Consider the following 19,663-nt stretch of genomic DNA (forward strand, 5'->3'; position numbering starts at 1 on the left):
TAATACTCATAAATATCCCGTGATCAACTAATGGGTTATTTATTACTTTATTTTCTTTAACATACGGTGATAAATAGGTGCATTTGGTGCAGGAGTTGTGATTGGGAGCAGAAGTCCCTCTTTGATAAATTGTTCCACACGCAAAGCAATCCACCCATCACCGATCCCTAATTGATTCTTTCCAAGAACCTGTCCAACAAGCACGCTTTCCCTAAACTCGTCGTCCAGTGTATCCAATTCTCGAAGAATAAATGTATCATACAGAGTTTCTGATACGCTGACCAGTTTGCCGTTTATAACAGCACGAAGAGGAGAATTTTCCTGTTGGAGTTCTCTCCAGCGGTTAGCCAAACTACGAAGGTAATTTGTTGGCAACTTCTTCCCAAGAGATGCCATCCGTCCCAAGTGATAAGGTTCAACTTCTCCCCAACCGTTATACTGGACAATGCATCCATCTGGTCTTGTTTCCCACATTGGAAGCTCCACAATGGTAATATCCAATTTTTCAAAGCCGATTGGTCGTAGTTGTTCCAGAAGCCAATACAATCCGCACACATCATCTGGGTCTCGTCCGACCCAAACACGAATCGGCTCTCCGTTTTGTGCTTTTTCCAGTAGTGTAGCATAGTTCTTTCGGGATGTATTGAGAAGTTCAGTTACGATTTCAGATGCCATATCGGGCAGTATGCTTAGTAGCAAAGATAATGCCGACTCACGCTCCAAACAAATTCCTGCTTCGGAGATGTTGCCCACAGACAATGCCAGCGGAAGATTAACTATGTCCTTACGATTTCCTTCCAACGGTATAGCATTCTCCCAACCAGAACGCTCCCGTTCTTCTGCTTGATGCTGGAACTTTTCTATTTCTTCTTTTGAAACTGTCCCATCAGAGATAATTACACTGGTTGCTCCGCCTAAAAAACCCTTATGTCCAATCGCAACCGCCATAGTCCCTGCGGCACTGTCGCTAAATACTACTTCTAACATAACGTTGCTCACCTCTTAGCTAAATTCAAATTCTTTTTATTGCTTCTTTCTTCAACGCAGCCTGTCCCATTTCTTTTTCATAATCACCCTTGGCGTAAGCGACATTGCCCAGCGCCCGAAGCATCTTATCTTTCGCCAGTTTTTTCATAACCTCTGCAAGATCAGCGTCCAGAGCGCCACGCTTCACATAGCGGTTTATGGTATTCAGTCGCTTCTCATAAATCTGTTTCAGCGGATGATCGTCCGCAAGTTCCCGCTGTTCTCTGCCTTTCAGGTTACCGATCTGCCGGCAGGTGCGGTGCAGCTTGTCCCCCGGAGCGTAGCCGCCGCAGTATTTGGTGTGCCTTGCATTGGTGGTCAGAAACCATTTGCCGCAGATTTTGCATTTTTTCGGTGCATGGCCAACACACAGGCCCTCAAAGAGATCAGACCGGAACATCCCCACAAAGGATACATAGTGCATCCGCTTGACCAGCTTCGCAACTTTTTCGCCGGGACGGATGACCGATATATACTGAACGGAATTATTCAAAGTAGACATCCAGGCATTGCCCTCCGTGATAGAGAACTCCGGCGGAAAATAGTCGCCGAACATTTTTGCAAAACCCTCTGCGGTGCGGTCAGCTTCGTTGCCGTCTGATTTTTCTGCAAAATCAAGCATGGTCGTTTGGTATTCCCCAAGGGAGTATGCCAGATGCCCGAAAACTGCGGTATAGCGTTGGAGCATCATCGCATCGGCAAAGTTCTGGATTTCTTCAAATTGCAAAGAATTGGTTGCGGCTTTTATGGCAAACTCCACATATTTCAGCGCATTGTCCACAGTAAAGACTTTTTCAATCCGTTCTCTGTGCTTTGAGATATTCATATAGGAGAACGGCGGTGTTTGACTGAGAATATCAAGCATCGTCAGAGCAGCTTCCGTTGCAATAGGACAGAGTGCAGAAGCATCCTGTCCGGCGTTTAATATTCCAAGCAGCAGATTGATTTTCTCGCATTGCTCGTTCATCTTTGCGATGGTATCCGCAGGGACATTCAGCGCATCACAGGCAAGAGCGCCGACAGGAAGTGTTTTTCCCTCATATATGACCGTATCCTGCCAAAAATCCAATGTCATCAGTTCTTGGTTCATGCTTGCCCCTCCTGTCCTGTTTTTTCATTTTCTTAATTCTATCATGCTAATGTAAAGAAATCTACATCTATCCATAAGTTGTCCTGTTTTTTGAAACGGGGTTGTCCTCCGATTAGCCTGTTTTTTGAAAAATCCGGCATAACAATAGTAGACGGAGCGAAGCACCTGCCAATCACGGCGGGTGTTTCGTGCTTTCTGAATACTATGAACGGAGGTTTTCTATGACAATCTATGAAACCATCAAGGTGGCAATCAGCGTAAAGCAAGCCGCCGAACACTACGGGCTGAAAGTCAACCGAAACGGCATGGCTTGCTGCCCGTTCCACAATGACAGGCATCCGAGCATGAAGCTGAATGAGGATTATTTCTTCTGCTTTGGCTGCGGAGTCAAGGGGGATGTGATCGACTTCGTGGCAAGGTCGTTCGATCTGAGCAGCTATGAAGCAGCGCAAAAGCTGGCTGCGGACTTTGGACTTGACCCAAAACCGCCCACTGCCGCAGCTATGGTCAAGCCGAAGCGTCCCTATATCCGTCAGTTACGGGAGGATGAAATGCTGTGTTTCCGGGTGCTGACGGATTATCTGCATCTGCTGGAAGATTGGAAAGTACGATACGCACCCAAGACACCGGAAGATGCTCTGGATGACCGTTTTGTGGAAGCCTGCCAGATGCACTGCTATATCGAATATATGGCAGATGTGCTGACGGTGGGTGATCTGGAAGAACGGGTGGCATTGGTGGACAAGCTGATGCAGGACGACAAAATTGCTTTTCTGCAAGAGTATACCGCACGAAAGAAAAAGGAGGTGGCGCACCGTGGCGAAGAACCGGAAAACGCCTAATATGAATTTGCCTGTCTGGTTTGACGGGCAGAACATCAACGAAGCTCTGTTTTGTGAAGAATTTCTGCATGAGCGCAGAATCATCTTCGCAAACGGAGCTTTTTTCACGCCCGATGGTCGAGTGACGGATGACCTTCCTCTGCGTGGGGAGATTTACGACAAGCTGAAATTTTGTGCCGTGAACAACATCCCACGGAAGATCACCAACATTCTGGAAGTGCTGAAACTGGAAGCGCAGGTGTCTGACTTCCCTCCGGAGCAGGATCGCATCCATGTTGCCAACGGTACGCTGCTCTTGAACGGCACTTTCACCGAAGGCAGACCGGCTATCGTGCGAAGCCGTCTGCCTGTCGGCTATAATCCCGATGCTCCTGCACCGGTGATCTGGCTGAACTTTCTGGATGGACTACTCTATGCAGAGGACATCCCCACCTTGCAGGAGTTCATTGGCTACTGCCTGATTCCATCCAACAAAGGTCAGCGCATGATGGTGATTAAGGGCAACGGCGGTGAGGGCAAATCCCAAATCGGTGCGGTGCTGTCCACCATCTTCGGCACGAATATGAAAGACGGCAGCATCGGGAAGATTTCTGAAAACCGTTTTGCCCGTGCCGATCTGGAACACATCCTGCTGTGCGTGGATGATGATATGCGGATGGAAGCTCTGCGTCAGACCAACTATGTAAAATCCATCGTGACTGCACAGGGCAAAATGGACTTGGAACGCAAGGGCAAGCAGAGTTATCAGGGCTGGATGTTTGCCCGGTTGCTGGCATTCAGCAATGGTGATCTGCAAGCCCTGTATGACCGCAGCGACGGCTTTTACCGCAGACAGCTTGTACTGACTACCAAGGAAAAGCCCGTGGGCAGAGCCGACGATCCCGACCTTGCTGAGAAGATGAAAGCCGAAGCTGAGGGCATCTTCCTGTGGGCGTTCGAAGGATTGCAGCGGCTCGTTGCCAACAACTTTAAGTTTTCGGAGAGTGACCGCATCCGTGAAAATCGGGAAGCGGTCAAGCGTGACAATAATAATATCTTTGATTTCATGGAATCGGAGGGATACATCCGGTGCAAAGCGGATGCGTCCATCAGCTCCAAGGATTTCTATGAAATCTACCGGATGTGGTGCGAAGAAAATTCCCTTGCACCGCTGAAAGCCCGCAGCTTCAGCGACGCCATGATTGCCAATGCCGGGAGATTCAATCTGGAACATTGCAACAACATCACCAACTCTGCCGGACGGCGGGTGTGGGGATTTATGGGTGTGGAAGCTGTGGCAAGGCCTCATATAAATGGGTTTTACGATGTTTCGTCATGTACGTACGTACCGGAGGAATGGCGGGATTGATTTTGCCAGTCATGCTCTGTACGTATGTACGCAGCATTTACCCCTGTTTTCTCCCATTATAGGAAACAACGGCTTTCAGAGACAACCTGTTTTCGGGTATTGAAAATCAATGGCAATGGAAACAGCAAAGTTTTTGACCGCAGGACGAAGCTATTTCACGAAATCGTGCTTCTCTGAACCGTGTACCCTGTTCACGGAACAATAGATGTTTTCATTTTTCCAGACCAAATCACACGAAACAGTAAAGCGGGATATGGTCATATATGGACAGGACATCACAAGCAAAATTCTGAACGGATTTCAGAGATTGCAGATTTTTCACTGTTCGGTGTATCTGCTCCGTTTTGGGGTGCAGAGATTGTACCGAACCACAAACAGAATTATGGAGGATTTTTCAATATGAATGTACGCAATGAAATCAAGGCACAGATCATCCGTGCTGGGATGACCATGCAGGAAGTTGTTGACCTGCTCTCGGACGAGTACGGATGGAGCGACAGCGTTTCCAACCTGTCCGCAAAATTACAGCGGGAAAGCATCCGATACAAGGAAGTATTGGAGCTTGCCGATGTGCTGGGATGCGACATTGTATGGCAGCAAAGACGGGAGAAGTGATGCCCCCGGCAACAGCCCCTCGCATCTCCCGTCCCCATAGGCACACCGCAGTGCTGCCTATGGATGGCAGTGAAAGACGCTGCCAACGTCTGCAAGAAACGTTCCGCAGAACAGCTTCATGCAGACGGGCTGACCATGGGAAAAGTTGCAGACATTTTGCCTTGGTCAGCAGAGGTCACCGCAGTGACCGCACACCCCCTCGGGAGAGCCCACGGCACTTTGCAGCCAGAATGGATGAAAGTGTTATAGTGGGTTATTACACTTCCGCAGAAGTGCATCCCCGCAGCCCCGCCCGTCTGCTACTCTCGAAAGAAAGGAAAAAACCTATGGCAAGAAACGATGGAATTGACCGTACCTTTGCCCGTAACCAGGACTTGCCCACCCTCGACGATGTGGCGAAAGTTCAGGAGCATAACGAGCGAGAAAAAGACAGCTACTCCAATCAAGATATTGATACCACCCAGACCCACCGCAATGTCCACTTCAAGAAACCTACCGACAGCTATGCCGCCATGTTCGATCAGATGATTGCAGATGGTGTTATCTCCACCCGTGGTCTGAAAGCCGATGCGGTGAAATATGGGGAGCTGCTGTTTGATGTAAACTCTGCCTACTTCCACAACCACGGCGGCTATGAATATGCCAAACAGTTCTATGCCGATGCCTACAAAGCCGCCGTGGAGATTGTGGGCGGTGAGCAGTATATCCTCTCCGCTGTAATGCATGCCGACGAGCGCAACCGGGCAATGTCGGAAGCTCTGGGTGAGGATGTGTACCACTATCACCTTCATGTGGTTTATATCCCGGTGGTGGAGAAACAAATCCTGTGGTCGAAGCGATGCAAGGATGAATCCCTCCGGGGAACGGTAAAGGAAACGATCACACAGGTCAGCCGCAGTAAGAAGTGGGAATCCAAACCCGTTCTTGATGAAAACGGAAATCCGATGTTGAACGCAAAAGGGAAAAAGATTTTGAAGTCGTCCTACAGTGTGCTGCAGGATGACTTTTTTAATTTCATGCGAGCCGCCGGATATACCGATGTGGAGCGTGGAGAGCGTGGCAGTACCGAGGAACATCTGACGGTGACACAGTTCAAGGTACAGGCCGAACAGCAGCGTTTGGAAGCTGTGACCGGACAGGTGACACAGGCCGAGCAGAGCTTAGCGGATGCCAAAGCTGCCACGGAGAAGCAGAAAAAGAAACTGGAAGCTCTGAAAAAGGAAACTCAGGCTGCTAAGTCTGTTGCTATGACTGCACATGAGATTGAGTCGATGGGCAAGAAAAATCCCATTACGGGAAATGTTACCATGACGGCGGATGAGTGCCGCACGCTAAAGGATTATGCGGTCAGCAGCTTTGCGGAAAAGTCTGAGAAGCTGAAATACAAGCAGAAATTCGAGCAGGCAGATAAAAACGCAAAGATATGGAAAGACCGTTTTGAAAAACTGAACAAAGACTATGAGGAGCTGAAACAGAAAGCCCAGCCTTTCCTGGATGCGATTGAGATTGCATCTGAAAAGGTCTGGGCTTTTATCAATGCCATCCTCGCCAGGGGAAAGGAACTGTATGAACACAAACACCCTGCCCGCAATCGTGGACAGGACATGGAAATTTAAGAAAGGAACTATTTGCCTATGAAGAAAACCGTAGAGGAAATTAACAAGATGATTATGGAAGATGCCCCGATGGAAGAAATCAACGATGCCATCGGCTATATTGATATTTGCTCCTGCTTCGATCCGATTTTTGAGCCGCCTATTGATTTTCTGGAAGAATGCCGCAAGCGTTGGGAAGCGGCACAGTCCTCTTTCTGCAAAACCATTGAGTGCAAGATCGGAAACACATGGTATGTGATTGAAACGGAGTGTGACGGAAATGAGCCACTTACCGACAAGGTAAAACGGCTCATTTTTTCTGACAAGGGGGTGATTTGTTAATGACTGCGACACAAAAGCATGATATAATTCCAATATGCACAACGGTACTGTCGGCTGACCAACCACCGAAGGAGGATATTATGTTGGATCAGCAGAAAATTACCATTCTCTATTGCCGTCTGAGCAACGAGGATGCCCAGGAAGGCGAGAGTAACAGTATCGCAAATCAGAGAGAGTATTTAACCCGATATGCCCGTGACCACGGGTATACAAACCTGAAAATTCTGGTGGATGACGGTTATACGGGGACGAACTTCAATCGTCCCGGTGTGCAGGAAGGCTTTGAGCTTGTCAAGCAGGGGCTTGTGGGCTGCTGGCTGGTCAAAGACCTCAGCCGCTTTGGTCGTGACTATCTGACTGTTGGACAATATACGGATATTATCTTTCCGAGTTATGATGTCCGCTTTATCGCTATAAATGATGGCGTAGACAGCAACCGGGGAGACAGCGAGGGCTTCGCCGCAATCCGTAATCTGTTCAACGAGTGGTATCCCCGTGATACCAGCAAGAAAGTCCGTGTCAGTTTGCGGCAGAGAGGAACCAGTGGGAAGCACATGGGCAAACCGCCCTACGGATACCGCTGTGACCCGGAGGACAAGGATCACTGGATTCTGGATGAAGAAGCGGCTCCGGTAGTCAAGCTCATCTTCGACCTTTGCATTGACGGCAAAGGCCCGGAGCAGATTGCAAGGATTCTGGAAGAAAAGTAGATTCTGACTGCAAAGGCACTCTATGCCAAGCGAAAGAAAAAGCCGATGCCGGAAAGACCGTACCACTGGGGCAACCAGTCCATTGTAGGGATTTTGGAACGGCAGGAGTACACAGGCTGTACCTGCAACTTCAAGACTTATTCCAAGTCCTACAAGCTGAAAAAGCGGATTCCCAATGAGCCGGAGAATATGTTTTATCTGCCGGACACACAGGAAGCGATTGTATCTCAGGCACAGTTTGACAGGGTGCAGGAACTGAGGAAAAACAAACGCCGCCCTGCAAAAGCGGAACGGCAGGGATTGTTCTCCGGGCTTCTGTTTTGTGCCGATTGCGGCGGCAAGCTCCACTTTGCCACAAGCAAAAACTTTGAGGGCAAGCAGGATCACTACGTCTGCAACAACTACAAGAGCAACCGTGGTACTTGTACTGCCCACTATATCCGGGAAGATGTGCTTCGTGAAATCGTTCTGGAACGCATCCGGGCAGTCAATGAGTATATCCGAAGCGATGTGGACGGTTTTCAGGAGGAATGGCTGCAATGCCGCAGGACTGACCAAGAGCGCAGCATCCGGGATGACAAAAAGAAGCTGGAACAGGCAAAGAAACGCCTTGCCGATCTGGATGTCATCATCGCCCGGCTGTACGAGGACTATGTTCTTGGAAATCTCAATCAGGACAGATACAGAAAGATGTCTGCGGACTATGAAGCGGAGCAGGAACGGTTAAAGCTCGAAATTGAAGTTATCGAAGAATGGGTGGAACAGCGGGAAGAAATGAACGACGGTCTGGATGCCTTTATCGCCCTGACACAGAAATATGTGGATGTGGAGGAGCTGACACAGACCATCGTGAACGAGTATATCAAGAAAATCATCGTCTATGCCCCGGACAAATCCAGCGGCAAGCGCAAGCAGAAAGTGAAGATTTTCTTCAACTTCGTGGACGATGTAGATATTCCCGTTATTTCCGAGCCTATCATCACGCAAACAACCTATGAACACAGAAAAACGGCGTGACCTTCGGGTCACACCGTTCTCTGCGACAAAATAGTTACTTGTCACTATTAAGCCTTGTGTTTCTGGGGTTTTTCTTTACCCTCGAATCTTTATGGGATGTCCAGAAACGTGGTGGAAATTTGTGGATATGTAGCAAGTATGCAGCACGTATGCAGCAAAAATCACAGTAACTATGTGGTCAGATTTAAAGTGAATAGATAAAGATAAGAAAAGCAGGAAAGGGGAAAGTAATAGCAAGACTTTCTATGGAGCAGTTTACAAAGGATAAGAAAAGAACTGCGGTGGTACTGTTGTCTTTGGCAGCCAGTTTGTCTGTGTACCTTTGTATTGTGACCATGCTGGACAGTCAGGCAGCAAGAACCATAGTGTCAAATTATATGGATACGGATATGGTCATTCAAAATGATACGGCATGCAAAGAAAAATCAGAAGACAGCATTCCATATGGTAAGGAAAAGGACGAGTATCAGAATCATCCTGAGAATTTTGGATCCTCTCTGATTGGAATTGATGAACAGGAATTTGATTATTTAAATAACAGTCTTGAGCATCCGATCAATAAAGGGGACTTCCGTTCGGGAAAAGCATGCATTGTTTATCGAAATGGTTTGGATCTCGCAGATGCTGATATCATAGGAAAAAATGTGACATGTGCTTTGTATGAAGATCAACAAACGACAAAAACCTTTACCATAGAAGGAATTACGGACGAGAATTATTATACGGCACTCCTTGGATACCCACCGACGATTATAGCCTGTGATCAGGTGGTGAAAACATTTGCCAATCATCCAATTACACTTAAGACCAGCATAAAATATCACAAAGAATATGATAGAGATACAGAACAAGAAATCCTGGCGTTATTAGAAGAAAATGACAATGCAAAAGACTTTTCCTGGGAACCCAAAATTGAAGATGCAGATGAGATTGAAAAAGCACAGGGCAATATGCCGCAACTGGGAATCAGTTTGCTGGTTTGTACTATGGTTCCAGTGCTTACTTGGATTGTTTTGGAAAAGAATGGAACTGTTGTTGAGAGAATTAAGGGAGTTGAGTGATATTGAAGCAACGCACCATAATGGTGACACCATAATTTAAGGTGGTGCTTGATGTTGTTTTGGATTTAGGTGATACTATAATCACATCTGCAGATGATAAAATCAAAATGAAAGGAGCAGATTTGATATGGTCGAATTTGGCGAACAACTAAGAAGAGCAAGAGAAGGTAAGGGAATGACTCAACAATCTCTTGCAGAGCAATTATACGTAACAAGGCAGTCTGTTTCCAGATGGGAATGTGGTGACAGATATCCTGATTTGCTTACAACAAAGAAAATATCTCAGATTCTGGATGTAAGTCTTGATGATCTACTGGCTGGAAAAGATATGGTAAAATTGGTAGAAAGAAATCCTGTAATAGAAAAAAAGAGTGCAAATTATATAATGATTGCTCTCTATGCGTTTATTGTATTCTCATTCTTAATTACAATAATTGATATGATAATTAGGTTTCCGTTGCAATCACAGGCAGTTGGTTACAGTGATATTCAGCTTATTGTGATTAATATATTGGGAATAATCATTCAGATTGTATTTTTTACTTATGGATTATATCAAGCTGTAAAGGGCACATTATCTCCAAAAAGGATGGGGGTTGTTATTGTAGCGTATTTTGGTGCAATGTGTATAACAGGATCTGAAAATATTATTAGATATGCAACATGGCAACTTGTTTGTGTTGGAATTGCTTTAATAATTCCAAGCATCATAGGTGCTATTGCATCCTTTTGCTATTTTATACGTTGTAAGAATGATAAGATATGGTCGCGTTTGATTTCGGTGGCAGCAATCTGGGGAATTATCCGAATTGTAATCAATAATTATCAGATGATTAGGTATGCAGAACAGTATTTGTCAATGAACACCACAGTAAGATTAGTATTACAAATGGCCATCTATGGATTGATTCTATATCAAACATTTATGTTGACCAAGAAGCGAAAGAATGCTATAGAGATTAGCAATACAGAAAATATAGAAAATATAGAAAAGCAAAAAAATTTGATTGACTAAAAACCGTAGTCACAATATAATATATGTAGGAGAGAAGCCTGCGTAAGCGAAGTAAAAGTAGACGGGACAGCCTACTTCCTGATTGGGGGCAAATAATAGCCATTGAAGATTGACCGGTGTATTCCGATCCGCTGTCCATATTAAGAGATTAGGCGTCTGTGAAATATCAGACGCTTTTCTTTTACATGAGAATAAGGAGGAGAGAGGTGTTACATAGCAACGATTTATTAACAATCGAAACTATGCCATCTTGGTCTGATATAAGCCTGGCTCTGTATAAAGAGTTTTCAGAACAATACTTGATTCCAACGATATTTCGATACTATCTAGAAAATGGAGAGATTATAGATGTTCGTTTTGAGGAATGGGCAATCTATCATATTCTTGGAATACAGCATATTACTTAACTGATGAGGAACAGCACAAAAACATAATTAAGGATTATGATATGTTGTTTGAATATAGAGAATAGCAAAAAACGGAGGAAAAAATCATGAAAAAACGTACCCTTACCGTACTAGTTGTTGCGTTAGTATGCACTTTCTTGACGGCGTGTAGTAAAGAAATAGACACTATGACGGAATCTGTAAACGAAAAGGAAAGTAGTGTAATAGAGAACCCTACAGTTTTAGAGGATACAACAGAAATTGTTTTTCCAGAACAGTTTGAAGCGTTGTCTGGGTATGATGAAGAAGCACTAGTTGACTATCTTAAAGAAAACAGTGACGGAAATTATCAAAAAATCGAATGTATTGATGGACAAGTTAATATGGTTGCGACTCAGGAAGAAATTGAGTATTGGAAAGGATATGTTGAAAAACATATAGATGATCAAAAGGCAGTATTAACAGGTATCAATCAGAAGTACGATGTATGTTGTAATGATTCATATAACACTATTAATATGTACTATGATCAAGAGCTTTCATTTAAAAAAGCTTTTTCATGCGTGGGAAAAACATCTATATATTGTGCCATGTATCAGATATTAGATGGTAATCCTGATTATTCAATTTATCTAAATATTTATAATGTCGATACAGGAAAATTAGTAGTTGGCGGAAATCTAATGAATGAAGAAGTTTCATATACAGATGAGGACTGGGAAAAAACTTTCTAGAGAAAAGGGGAGTAAACATGGGGAAAAAAACTTATCATACTCGATGCGGAACGATTCACTATTGGGCAAGCGTGTCAAACCCGGATACAATTACGCTTGTTCTTCTACCGGGATTGACGGCAGACCATAGATTGTTTGATAAGCAGATTCAGTATTTTGAGAACAGGTATAATGTTATCGTCTGGGATGCACCGGCACACGCTTCCTCATGGCCGTTTCGGTTTGATTTTGATTTGTTCGACAAGGCAAAATGGCTGGATGATATCTTAAACCAAGAAGGACTTACAAAGCCTGTTATTGTCGGGCAGTCTATGGGTGGATATGTGGGACAGGCTTATGCGCAGCTTTACCCAGACAAAATGACAGGCTTTGTCTCCATTGACTCTGCACCGCTGCAACGAAGCTATGTGACGGCAGTTGAGATCTGGCTTTTGAAACGGATGGAACCGGTATATGCTCATTATCCGTGGAAATGGCTCCTGAAATCAGGGTCGGAAGGCGTTGCCAAGACTGACTATGGTAGAAGCCTCATGCGTGAAATGATGCTGACTTATGACGGAAACCAGAAACGCTATGCACAAATTGCTGGACATGGCTATCGTATTTTGGCAGCGGCCATGGAAAAGAATCTGCCGTATGAAATCAAGTGTCCCGCATTATTGATGTGCGGCACACAAGATTACGCTGGTTCGTGTATACGGTACAACAAAGCATGGCATCGCAATACGAAAATTCCTTTGACGTGGATCGAAGGAGCAGGACACAATTCCAATACAGACAAACCCGAACAGGTGAATCGTTTGATAGAGGAATTTGTTGCTGATATTTTATAACAGACAACTTCCAGTTGACGAATTGAGAAAATCAGGATTTGAGGAGGAGATTGTTGTATGGATATAATAATTCCACTACTTATAGTATCGGTTCTTATCGGAATTCCAACATGGTTAATTGTTCAAACTGTGAACAAAGCTGATAAAAGCACGATTATTTACTCACCGGAAGAAGTGACGAGAAGACTTCGCAAAGGATTCTATTTGTCATTTTGGGGGATGGATTTGTTATTTGGAGCGATTCCTTCGTTTGTTCTTATACTTTGCGACCTCCCTACGGTTTTTCAATTTATTGTTCCGGCTGTAGCATTTGTCGTTGGATTTATCATGTTTTTTATCGGAAGAATTCAGGTCGGGCTAATGACCAGACACATTAATTTTTGCAACAGAGAGCGAACAGAATTTGAGGAATGGGTTTTGCAAGCTATGCTGGGCATCGAGGAAGTGGCCATGAGAAGAAATGGAATAAATGTCATAACAAAAGTAATTCCTGGTGTTACAGATGACATGCTTTCAGCCATGAACAGTACAGGTATCATCAGTGGTTATATGGAAGTCGGAAGAGTTTACACTGGAAAAAATATATTAAAAAATCACTGGCCAATAATTAGTATTATAGTGGCAATTCTAATCTCTATTGTAATTACTATAACAAGATAATTTTATAGGCAGAAAAAATTAGGAGAAGTGAGGAATATGCAGAAAAGAGACTTAATCCAAGCGAATGCTTCATTAGAAAATCTACGACAGAACTTGGACATGAAGGATTTTGCAAAAGAAATATTACTTGAGGAGAATTATAATAAATTTATAAGATCATACAAATTTACATTTTGGTTTCAATTAATCGGTGTATTAGCTGGATTTATAGTGCCATCAGTTGTTCTTCTTGTTATTTTTAAAGAATTTATTTACTGTGCTTTTGGTGCAACTATAGGAATTTTTTGGATGTGTGTATGGATGCTGCTAAGTATGGTAATTCCCCCGACAAGGATATATCGAAAATTTGCAAAGTGGTATAGGAAAAGCGATGTGTCTATACGCGACTTGGATGAGATATTTTATTGAAGGGGACAGAAAAATAGATGGAGATGAAAAAGGAATCTAATATATTGACTGAGGAAAAACCCAAATACATAATATCGCTAAAGAAGAGATATAGAATTCTTTATATCGTTATGTTTGCCTTATTTTTGGTGTGTACGATGTATTTTGGAGTGATATCACTTTGTGCAGGTACAGATACGATGATTTTTGGTATTGGAATCACAGTTATTTTCTTTATATTTTTATTCTGTTTTTTGTATGGTTTAACAAGAAAATGTGAAAGATACAAAGGCAAAGTTGTGTATTCATATTTCTTAACAAAGAGAGAATATAAATTGTCAGACATTGCATTCTCCAATGAAAAAACTGAAGAGTTTTATAAAGATTATGGAGATGGAAATGTAAGCAGCAGTTGGGATAAGGTCACGATTTTCTATAATAAACAAGGTGAAAAGCTCTTTAAATTTGGCTTAGCTTATGATAACGTTCAGCTATTAGTAAGAGATGTCAAAAATACACAGAGAAGTATTTCGAATCAGAAAAAGAAGAAGTAGACAATTTACAAGAAAAGGAAACAAGATCCATACAGACAGAGGTAGGCTGGTAGATACTTCATGGGAAATGCAAACAGAATTTTCCACTCCTGATTTAAAAGACGGATTCCAGATAGATGTATATGTGGATCCGAATCTAATTGAAGTTTTTGTAAATGACGGAGAATATATAATATCCAATTGTGTTTACAATCTAGGTACTGATATTCATCAACAGGGGAATGTGAAATATGAAATGTACACGTTGGAAGGAACAGATGTATCGGAGGTGTAAAAATGTATGATGTAATTGCTTTAGGAGAATTATTGGTCGATTTTACGAATAATGGAACAAGTGATCAGGGAAATATGCTTTTTGAAGCCAATCCCGGAGGCGCGCCATGCAATGTGCTTGCTATGTTGGCAAAGCTGGGAAAAAAAACAGCCTTTATAGGAAAGGTTGGAAACGATATGTTTGGTGCGATGCTAAAGGAAACGATCGAACGAGTGGGAATTTCATCAAAGGAACTAAAAGTAGATAAAAATGTGAACACAACGCTTGCATTTGTACATACATTTCCAGACGGAGACAGAGCATTTTCCTTTTATCGGAATCCAGGTGCAGATATGGTGCTTACAGAAGACGAGGTAGATGACACGTTTGTTCAGTCTACAAAGATTTTTCATTTTGGTACTTTGTCCATGACACATGAAAATGTTCGGAATGCAACAAAAAAAGCTGTTAAAGCTGCAAAGAAGAATGGATCTCTGATTTCTTTTGATCCGAACTTGAGGGAGCCTCTTTGGGAATCCTTGGAAGAGGCAAAAAAGCAGATGGAATATGGATTTGAGCAATGTGACATTCTAAAGATATCCGATAATGAGATCCAGTTTATTACAGGAATAGAGGATTATGACCAAGGAGTCTTATATTTACAGAATAAATATGAGATACCATTGATTCTTCTTACTATGGGGAAAAAGGGGAGTAGAGCTTACTATAAAGACTTTAGGATAGAAGAAAAAGGATTTCAGGTATCAACGATAGAAACAACAGGAGCGGGAGATACTTTTTGCGGGTGTTCCTTGGCATATATTTTGGAACACGATATTAACAACTTGACAGAGGATCATTTGAGAGAAATGCTTATCTTTGCGAATGCAGGTGCGGCTCTAGTTACAACAAAAAAAGGTGCAATTTGTTCTATGCCTGAACGGAGAGAAATTGTAGATCTAATTGATGTTAGTAGAAATGCAATTCATCAGTTTTGATACGGAGGATGTGGAAGAAAATAATCTCACTGCAGAAAAGGCACAGTAGCTGTGTCTGAAATATGCTCGATTTTTCCGCTGTTTTCGGTTATGCAAACGTTAATTGTTTGGAACAACAGAATGCATATCAAACCCCAGGAACTTTGTGTTTCTGGGGTTTTTTAATAAAAGACAGGATAAAACAACTGTAGTTTTATCCTGTCTTTGAATGGAATTATTTGTTTGTGCTGTCTGCATCAATTACAGACTGAATCTGTTTCATCAAAGTATCATAGTTATCTTGATTATCAATTCCGCCGAGCATCGGATCACCTACAATATTACCATTTCTATCGACCAGTATTGTTGTAGGAAATGCCATGATATCGGACGCATATTTCCCTGCATCTGAAGAAGAGTCAATGGAAAGATTGCGATATTTAGCACCCTGGTTTTCGAGAATAGTCTTTGCTTCTTTTATAGCAGTTTTGTTTCCGTCGAAGGTTTCTGTGTTGATACCTACAACTTCTCCCCCCATTGATTTGATTGCGTCGTTTAATTCGTTAAGTTTAGATAATTCGGCAACACAAGGTTTGCAACCGGTGAACCAGAAATTGATGACAGTTACTGCATTTTTGGAAAACAGGCTTTCATCAACAGAATTTCCATCATAATCCTGACCAGAGAAATTCTTGAAAGGAGATGCGTCTTTGGAACTGTTTTTCTGATCGGTGTCATCAGCCCCTGTATTTTTCTTTTCAATCTCAGCGATCTGTTCCTCGATTTTTCGGATAGTTTCAATATCAGCGGTAAGTGTTTTCAGCTCGTCATCTGTAAAAGACTCCTTGTTTGATTCAACAGTGTCAGCCAGATAATCCGCATAATTTCCATTTGGATCCGCAGCACTTTTACTCATCATGCCAAATGCTTTGTTCCATACATCTTCATGATCTGCGAAGATCTGATTTTCCTGCTGATATAAATCATTCAGTTTAGAGTTGGAATCGTCTGCAGATTCTGAGCCGGATTCAGTCTTGGTATTCTGAGATTTTTCTGTGCCTGCAGTTTCTTTCCCGCTACATGCTGTAAATAATAATGCTATGCAAAGTGTTAAAATAGAGAGAAATGTTCTTTTTGTTTTCATAAATAATTGCTCCTTAAAATAATAGTAATAAAATTAATAGTTACCGGTTGTTTATGGTTGATTGCTGCTGTTCTTTTTTGGGGCATGTTTTTCCCAGAAACTGATATTGGATCGCATCTTTTGGACAAGCCTTGATACAAGCCCCGCATCGTATACATTCTGGATGATTTGGAGTCTTGCACACATCAATATCCATTTTACATGCCTTTGAACATTTGTTGCATCCAACACATTTGCTGCTTTCAACTTTAATATTAAGAAAGCTGATCTTATTAAATAATGAATAGATTGCTCCAAGAGGACAGATCCATTTACAGAACGGCCTGTAAAACAAAATACTCAACACAACAACTGTAATTAAAATAAGGCATTTAAAAGAAAAAAGTGTTCCAAGTGCAGACCTTATAGCAGTATTTCCAAGTGACAGTGGTATGGCTCCTTCCAAAACACCTTGTGGACAAATGTATTTACAGAAGAACGGATCACCCATCCCTACAGAGTTCGTTACAAACATTGGCAGAAGGATAACGAAAACAATGAGGATTATATATTTCAGGTATCTTAGCGGTTTCAGCCGGGCTGTGGAAAATTTTTTCCCAGGGATTTTATGAAGTAAATCCTGAAACCAGCCAAACGGGCATAAAAAACCACAGATAAATCTTCCGAGTGTCACACCGAGCAGAATGAAAAAACCGGTTATGTAGTATGAAAATTTAAATCTGGAGGATCCGATAACCGCCTGAAAGGCTCCAATGGGGCAGGCTCCTGTCGCAGCAGGACAGGAATAGCAGTTTAATCCCGGCACACATACAGTTTTGATATTGCCTTGATATATTTTACCCTTAAATAAATTGGGAATATGAATATTGGTAAGTAATGTGGCAACTGCCTGTATCCATCCGCGTATTTTGGCAACTCTTTTTGATAGTAATTTCGTTTTCTTATCCAATTCCGACACACTCCAGACATAATTTTATTGCTTTGCCGAGCACGACATCTCCTTCACCTCTGAACGCACCATAGCAAATCATAGAGATACCCGTGATGAGCATTACAAATTGAGATATTTTTCTGCACTTCAAGATTTTGTTACTCCTTTCGTTTGTTGTATTTGTTGACCAGCTGACTTCGGTATTATACAATAGTTGGTGTGAAATTTTCGTTAAGAAGCAGGTGGAATGATTTTGAGATTATTAATAGTTGAAGATGAAAAACAAATATGTGATGCAATTGCGAAAAGTCTGTATGATGCCGGGTATGAGGTGGATACTTGTTATGATGGGGAAGAAGCGCTGGAATGCATTCTGACAGAAAATTATGATTTGGTTGTTCTGGATCTGAATCTGCCCGGTATGGATGGGATGGAGATCCTAAAGGAACTCAGACGAAGCAATGAGGAGACAAAGGTTCTTATATTATCAGCAAGAGGGCAGATCGCAGATAAGGTCGAAGGGCTGGATGCAGGTGCGAATGATTATATGGAAAAGCCGTTCCATCTACAGGAGCTTGAGGCTCGTATCAGAAGTCTGACAAGAAGGAAATTTGTACAAAAGGATGTATGCCTGGAAAGTGGCGATATTAAGTTTGACACGATAAAGCGTGAGGCATATGCAAAGGAAATAAAGATTTCCCTGACAAGAAAAGAAAAAGGTATTTTGGAATATCTGCTTCTTAATCTGGGCAGGCCGGTAAGCCAGGAGGAATTGATGGAGCATGTCTGGGATGCCTCTGTGGATAGCTTTAGTGGAGCTATCCGAGTACATATGTCTTCACTAAGAAGAAAGCTTAAAGCAGTGCTTGGACATGATGTAATCATGAACAAGGTGGGAGAAGGGTATAAAATACGAGAGGAGTCCGATCGATGAAAAAGATGTCACTGCAGTGGAGACTTACCTGTATCACTACATTGTGTATTGCAATCATATGTGGGTGTCTGACGATGTTTGTCTATAAAAATGGTGTGTATTATATAGATTCTTTGCAGAAGGCTGTTAATGCGCAGGGCGATGATAGTGCAGACAATAGTGGAAATGATTCAGAAGAAATATATATTAGCATACCAGAGGATAAGTGGGATGAGTTCGCAAATGATTTTTCTGTTCAAGTGTACAATAATAAAGAAGACTACAGAAAAAACAGTTTGATAATTTCAGCTTTATTGGCGATTCTTGGCGGGGTAGCTACATATTTTATAAGTGGACACGCACTCAAACCACTCCGTGAGTTTTCTGATAAAATAGAAGAGGTGCAGATACAAAATCTAGCAGACTCGCGAATTGAAGAAAGCAAGATTAAAGAACTGAATCAGCTTAGTGTTTCATATAACAAGATGCTTGAACGCCTTCAGGATGCATTTGAGGTACAGAGACAATTTACTGCAAATGCAGCACATGAGCTTCGCACCCCATTATCTTTAATGCAGGTACAGCTTGATCTATATCATTCCACCCAGCATCCAGGCAGTGATGCAGACACCTTACAGATGATAAAGATGGTGACGGAACAAAATGACAGGCTAAGCAAGATGGTAAAGACACTTCTCGATATGAGTGAGCTTCAGACGGTAGGCCGGGATGAACAAATTATCATGGATGACCTTGTTGATGAGGTGTTGGAGGATTTGGAACCTCTTGCACAGGAAAAGAATATAAAACTTATTGGGAAATGTAAGGATATAACGATGGTTGGAAGTGATATTCTTATTTACAGGCTAGTATATAATCTTGTTGAAAATGCTATAAAATATAATCATTCAGGTGGACAGGTTACAGTAACTGCATATAAGGAGCAAAAACACATTTACCTATCAGTAGCGGATACAGGAAGTGGAATCCCGAAAGAGCTCAGGGAGCGTGTATTTGAACCATTCTTTCGCGTGGATAAGTCCAGAAGCCGAAAGCTTGGCGGTGTAGGACTGGGACTTGCACTGGTCCGTGAGATTGTGAGAGTGCATGATGGCAGTATTACAGTTAAGTCCAATCCGTCGGGAGGTACAATCCTTGAGGTGATTTTCAATCAGTAACTCAAACTTCCCACACCAATAAGGTGTGCTGAACCTTGATAACTCTATATTT

25 protein-coding genes are annotated in these 19,663 nt (G+C 42.5%); 20 read left to right on the plus strand and 5 right to left on the minus strand.

The window, feature by feature from the left end:
- Positions 1 to 42: 42 nt before the first annotated feature.
- Both LI164_RS05280 and LI164_RS05285 read right to left on the minus strand, forming a co-directional pair.
- Positions 43 to 987 (minus strand): DUF3658 domain-containing protein, encoded by a 945-nt coding sequence (locus tag LI164_RS05280; protein WP_110442444.1) that lies wholly within the window; start codon positions 985 to 987, stop codon positions 43 to 45.
- 25 nt (positions 988 to 1,012) lie between these two features.
- Positions 1,013 to 2,116: a DUF6076 domain-containing protein gene (locus LI164_RS05285; protein WP_227069892.1), complete on the minus strand. Its 1,104-nt coding sequence runs from the start codon at positions 2,114 to 2,116 to the stop codon at positions 1,013 to 1,015.
- Between the two features lie 221 nt (positions 2,117 to 2,337).
- Between LI164_RS05285 and LI164_RS05290 the strand changes: the two genes are divergently transcribed.
- From LI164_RS05290 to LI164_RS05370, 18 genes are all read left to right on the plus strand, one after another.
- Entirely contained in the window at positions 2,338 to 2,958 is a 621-nt protein-coding gene (locus LI164_RS05290) for a CHC2 zinc finger domain-containing protein (protein WP_110442446.1), read from the plus strand.
- Position 2,959: 1 nt separating this feature from the next.
- On the plus strand, positions 2,960 to 4,306 hold the full coding sequence (locus tag LI164_RS05295; RefSeq protein ID WP_117760465.1) for a phage/plasmid primase, P4 family: 1,347 nt from the start codon (positions 2,960 to 2,962) through the stop codon (positions 4,304 to 4,306).
- A 399-nt stretch (positions 4,307 to 4,705) separates the two neighbouring features.
- Positions 4,706 to 4,921 (plus strand): phosphoribosylglycinamide formyltransferase, encoded by a 216-nt coding sequence (locus LI164_RS05300; protein ID WP_109258817.1) that lies wholly within the window; start codon positions 4,706 to 4,708, stop codon positions 4,919 to 4,921.
- A 63-nt stretch (positions 4,922 to 4,984) separates the two neighbouring features.
- Positions 4,985 to 5,170 (plus strand): hypothetical protein, encoded by a 186-nt coding sequence (locus LI164_RS05305; RefSeq protein WP_109258816.1) that lies wholly within the window; start codon positions 4,985 to 4,987, stop codon positions 5,168 to 5,170.
- Between the two features lie 77 nt (positions 5,171 to 5,247).
- The gene (locus LI164_RS05310) at positions 5,248 to 6,537 is read left to right on the plus strand and encodes a plasmid recombination protein (RefSeq protein ID WP_118285023.1); all 1,290 of its coding nucleotides are present in this window, start codon (positions 5,248 to 5,250) and stop codon (positions 6,535 to 6,537) included.
- An 18-nt stretch (positions 6,538 to 6,555) separates the two neighbouring features.
- Positions 6,556 to 6,858, plus strand: a complete 303-nt coding sequence (locus LI164_RS05315) for a hypothetical protein (protein ID WP_117504225.1) — start codon at positions 6,556 to 6,558, stop codon at positions 6,856 to 6,858.
- Positions 6,859 to 6,938: 80 nt separating this feature from the next.
- The gene (locus LI164_RS16100) at positions 6,939 to 7,568 is read left to right on the plus strand and encodes a recombinase family protein (protein ID WP_331464330.1); all 630 of its coding nucleotides are present in this window, start codon (positions 6,939 to 6,941) and stop codon (positions 7,566 to 7,568) included.
- A gap of 3 nt (positions 7,569 to 7,571) precedes the next feature.
- Complete coding sequence (locus tag LI164_RS16105) at positions 7,572 to 8,585, plus strand: DUF4368 domain-containing protein (protein WP_331464333.1); 1,014 nt, start codon at positions 7,572 to 7,574, stop codon at positions 8,583 to 8,585.
- A gap of 245 nt (positions 8,586 to 8,830) precedes the next feature.
- Positions 8,831 to 9,646 (plus strand): hypothetical protein, encoded by an 816-nt coding sequence (locus tag LI164_RS05325; protein ID WP_005335768.1) that lies wholly within the window; start codon positions 8,831 to 8,833, stop codon positions 9,644 to 9,646.
- A 127-nt stretch (positions 9,647 to 9,773) separates the two neighbouring features.
- Positions 9,774 to 10,661, plus strand: a complete 888-nt coding sequence (locus tag LI164_RS05330; RefSeq protein WP_117606976.1) for a helix-turn-helix domain-containing protein — start codon at positions 9,774 to 9,776, stop codon at positions 10,659 to 10,661.
- A gap of 206 nt (positions 10,662 to 10,867) precedes the next feature.
- A complete protein-coding gene (locus LI164_RS05335) occupies positions 10,868 to 11,068 on the plus strand; it encodes a hypothetical protein (RefSeq protein WP_040015728.1) in 201 nt (66 codons plus the stop codon).
- A gap of 86 nt (positions 11,069 to 11,154) precedes the next feature.
- Positions 11,155 to 11,781 carry a hypothetical protein gene (locus LI164_RS05340; protein ID WP_005335765.1) on the plus strand — a complete coding sequence of 209 codons (627 nt, stop codon included), beginning with the start codon at positions 11,155 to 11,157 and terminating at the stop codon, positions 11,779 to 11,781.
- Positions 11,782 to 11,798: 17 nt separating this feature from the next.
- Positions 11,799 to 12,614, plus strand: a complete 816-nt coding sequence (locus tag LI164_RS05345; RefSeq protein WP_005335764.1) for an alpha/beta fold hydrolase — start codon at positions 11,799 to 11,801, stop codon at positions 12,612 to 12,614.
- Positions 12,615 to 12,671: 57 nt separating this feature from the next.
- The gene (locus tag LI164_RS05350; RefSeq protein ID WP_005335763.1) at positions 12,672 to 13,274 is read left to right on the plus strand and encodes a hypothetical protein; all 603 of its coding nucleotides are present in this window, start codon (positions 12,672 to 12,674) and stop codon (positions 13,272 to 13,274) included.
- A gap of 36 nt (positions 13,275 to 13,310) precedes the next feature.
- Positions 13,311 to 13,682 (plus strand): hypothetical protein, encoded by a 372-nt coding sequence (locus LI164_RS05355; RefSeq protein WP_005335762.1) that lies wholly within the window; start codon positions 13,311 to 13,313, stop codon positions 13,680 to 13,682.
- Positions 13,683 to 13,699: 17 nt separating this feature from the next.
- A complete protein-coding gene (locus tag LI164_RS05360; protein ID WP_005335760.1) occupies positions 13,700 to 14,215 on the plus strand; it encodes a hypothetical protein in 516 nt (171 codons plus the stop codon).
- On the plus strand, positions 14,166 to 14,489 hold the full coding sequence (locus LI164_RS05365) for a GH32 C-terminal domain-containing protein (RefSeq protein ID WP_227086854.1): 324 nt from the start codon (positions 14,166 to 14,168) through the stop codon (positions 14,487 to 14,489). Before LI164_RS05360 ends, LI164_RS05365 begins: the two co-directional genes overlap by 50 nt.
- Positions 14,490 to 14,491: 2 nt before the next feature.
- The gene (locus LI164_RS05370; RefSeq protein ID WP_118427425.1) at positions 14,492 to 15,466 is read left to right on the plus strand and encodes a PfkB family carbohydrate kinase; all 975 of its coding nucleotides are present in this window, start codon (positions 14,492 to 14,494) and stop codon (positions 15,464 to 15,466) included.
- Positions 15,467 to 15,680: 214 nt separating this feature from the next.
- Here LI164_RS05370 and LI164_RS05375 read toward each other — a convergent pair whose 3' ends face one another.
- From LI164_RS05375 to LI164_RS05385, 3 genes are read right to left on the minus strand one after another with little or no spacing between them, the layout of a single operon-like run.
- On the minus strand, positions 15,681 to 16,589 hold the full coding sequence (locus LI164_RS05375) for a TlpA disulfide reductase family protein (RefSeq protein ID WP_227086855.1): 909 nt from the start codon (positions 16,587 to 16,589) through the stop codon (positions 15,681 to 15,683).
- 40 nt (positions 16,590 to 16,629) lie between these two features.
- Complete coding sequence (locus LI164_RS05380) at positions 16,630 to 17,538, minus strand: 4Fe-4S binding protein (protein ID WP_227086856.1); 909 nt, start codon at positions 17,536 to 17,538, stop codon at positions 16,630 to 16,632.
- Positions 17,531 to 17,641 (minus strand): CD1871A family CXXC motif-containing protein, encoded by a 111-nt coding sequence (locus LI164_RS05385; protein ID WP_173785556.1) that lies wholly within the window; start codon positions 17,639 to 17,641, stop codon positions 17,531 to 17,533. Before LI164_RS05385 ends, LI164_RS05380 begins: the two co-directional genes overlap by 8 nt.
- Positions 17,642 to 17,767: 126 nt before the next feature.
- Between LI164_RS05385 and LI164_RS05390 the strand changes: the two genes are divergently transcribed.
- Both LI164_RS05390 and LI164_RS05395 read left to right on the plus strand, forming a co-directional pair.
- Positions 17,768 to 18,454, plus strand: a complete 687-nt coding sequence (locus tag LI164_RS05390; RefSeq protein WP_227086857.1) for a response regulator transcription factor — start codon at positions 17,768 to 17,770, stop codon at positions 18,452 to 18,454.
- Positions 18,451 to 19,611 (plus strand): cell wall metabolism sensor histidine kinase WalK, encoded by a 1,161-nt coding sequence (locus tag LI164_RS05395; RefSeq protein ID WP_227086858.1) that lies wholly within the window; start codon positions 18,451 to 18,453, stop codon positions 19,609 to 19,611. The genes LI164_RS05390 and LI164_RS05395 overlap by 4 nt, the downstream gene beginning before the upstream one ends.
- The last annotated feature ends 52 nt before the right edge of the window (positions 19,612 to 19,663 follow it).

Origin of the sequence: Dorea sp. 210702-DFI.3.125 (genome assembly GCF_020560945.1) — a bacterium.
In the GTDB taxonomy this organism is placed as follows: Bacteria; Bacillota; Clostridia; order Lachnospirales; family Lachnospiraceae; genus Dorea; species Dorea formicigenerans.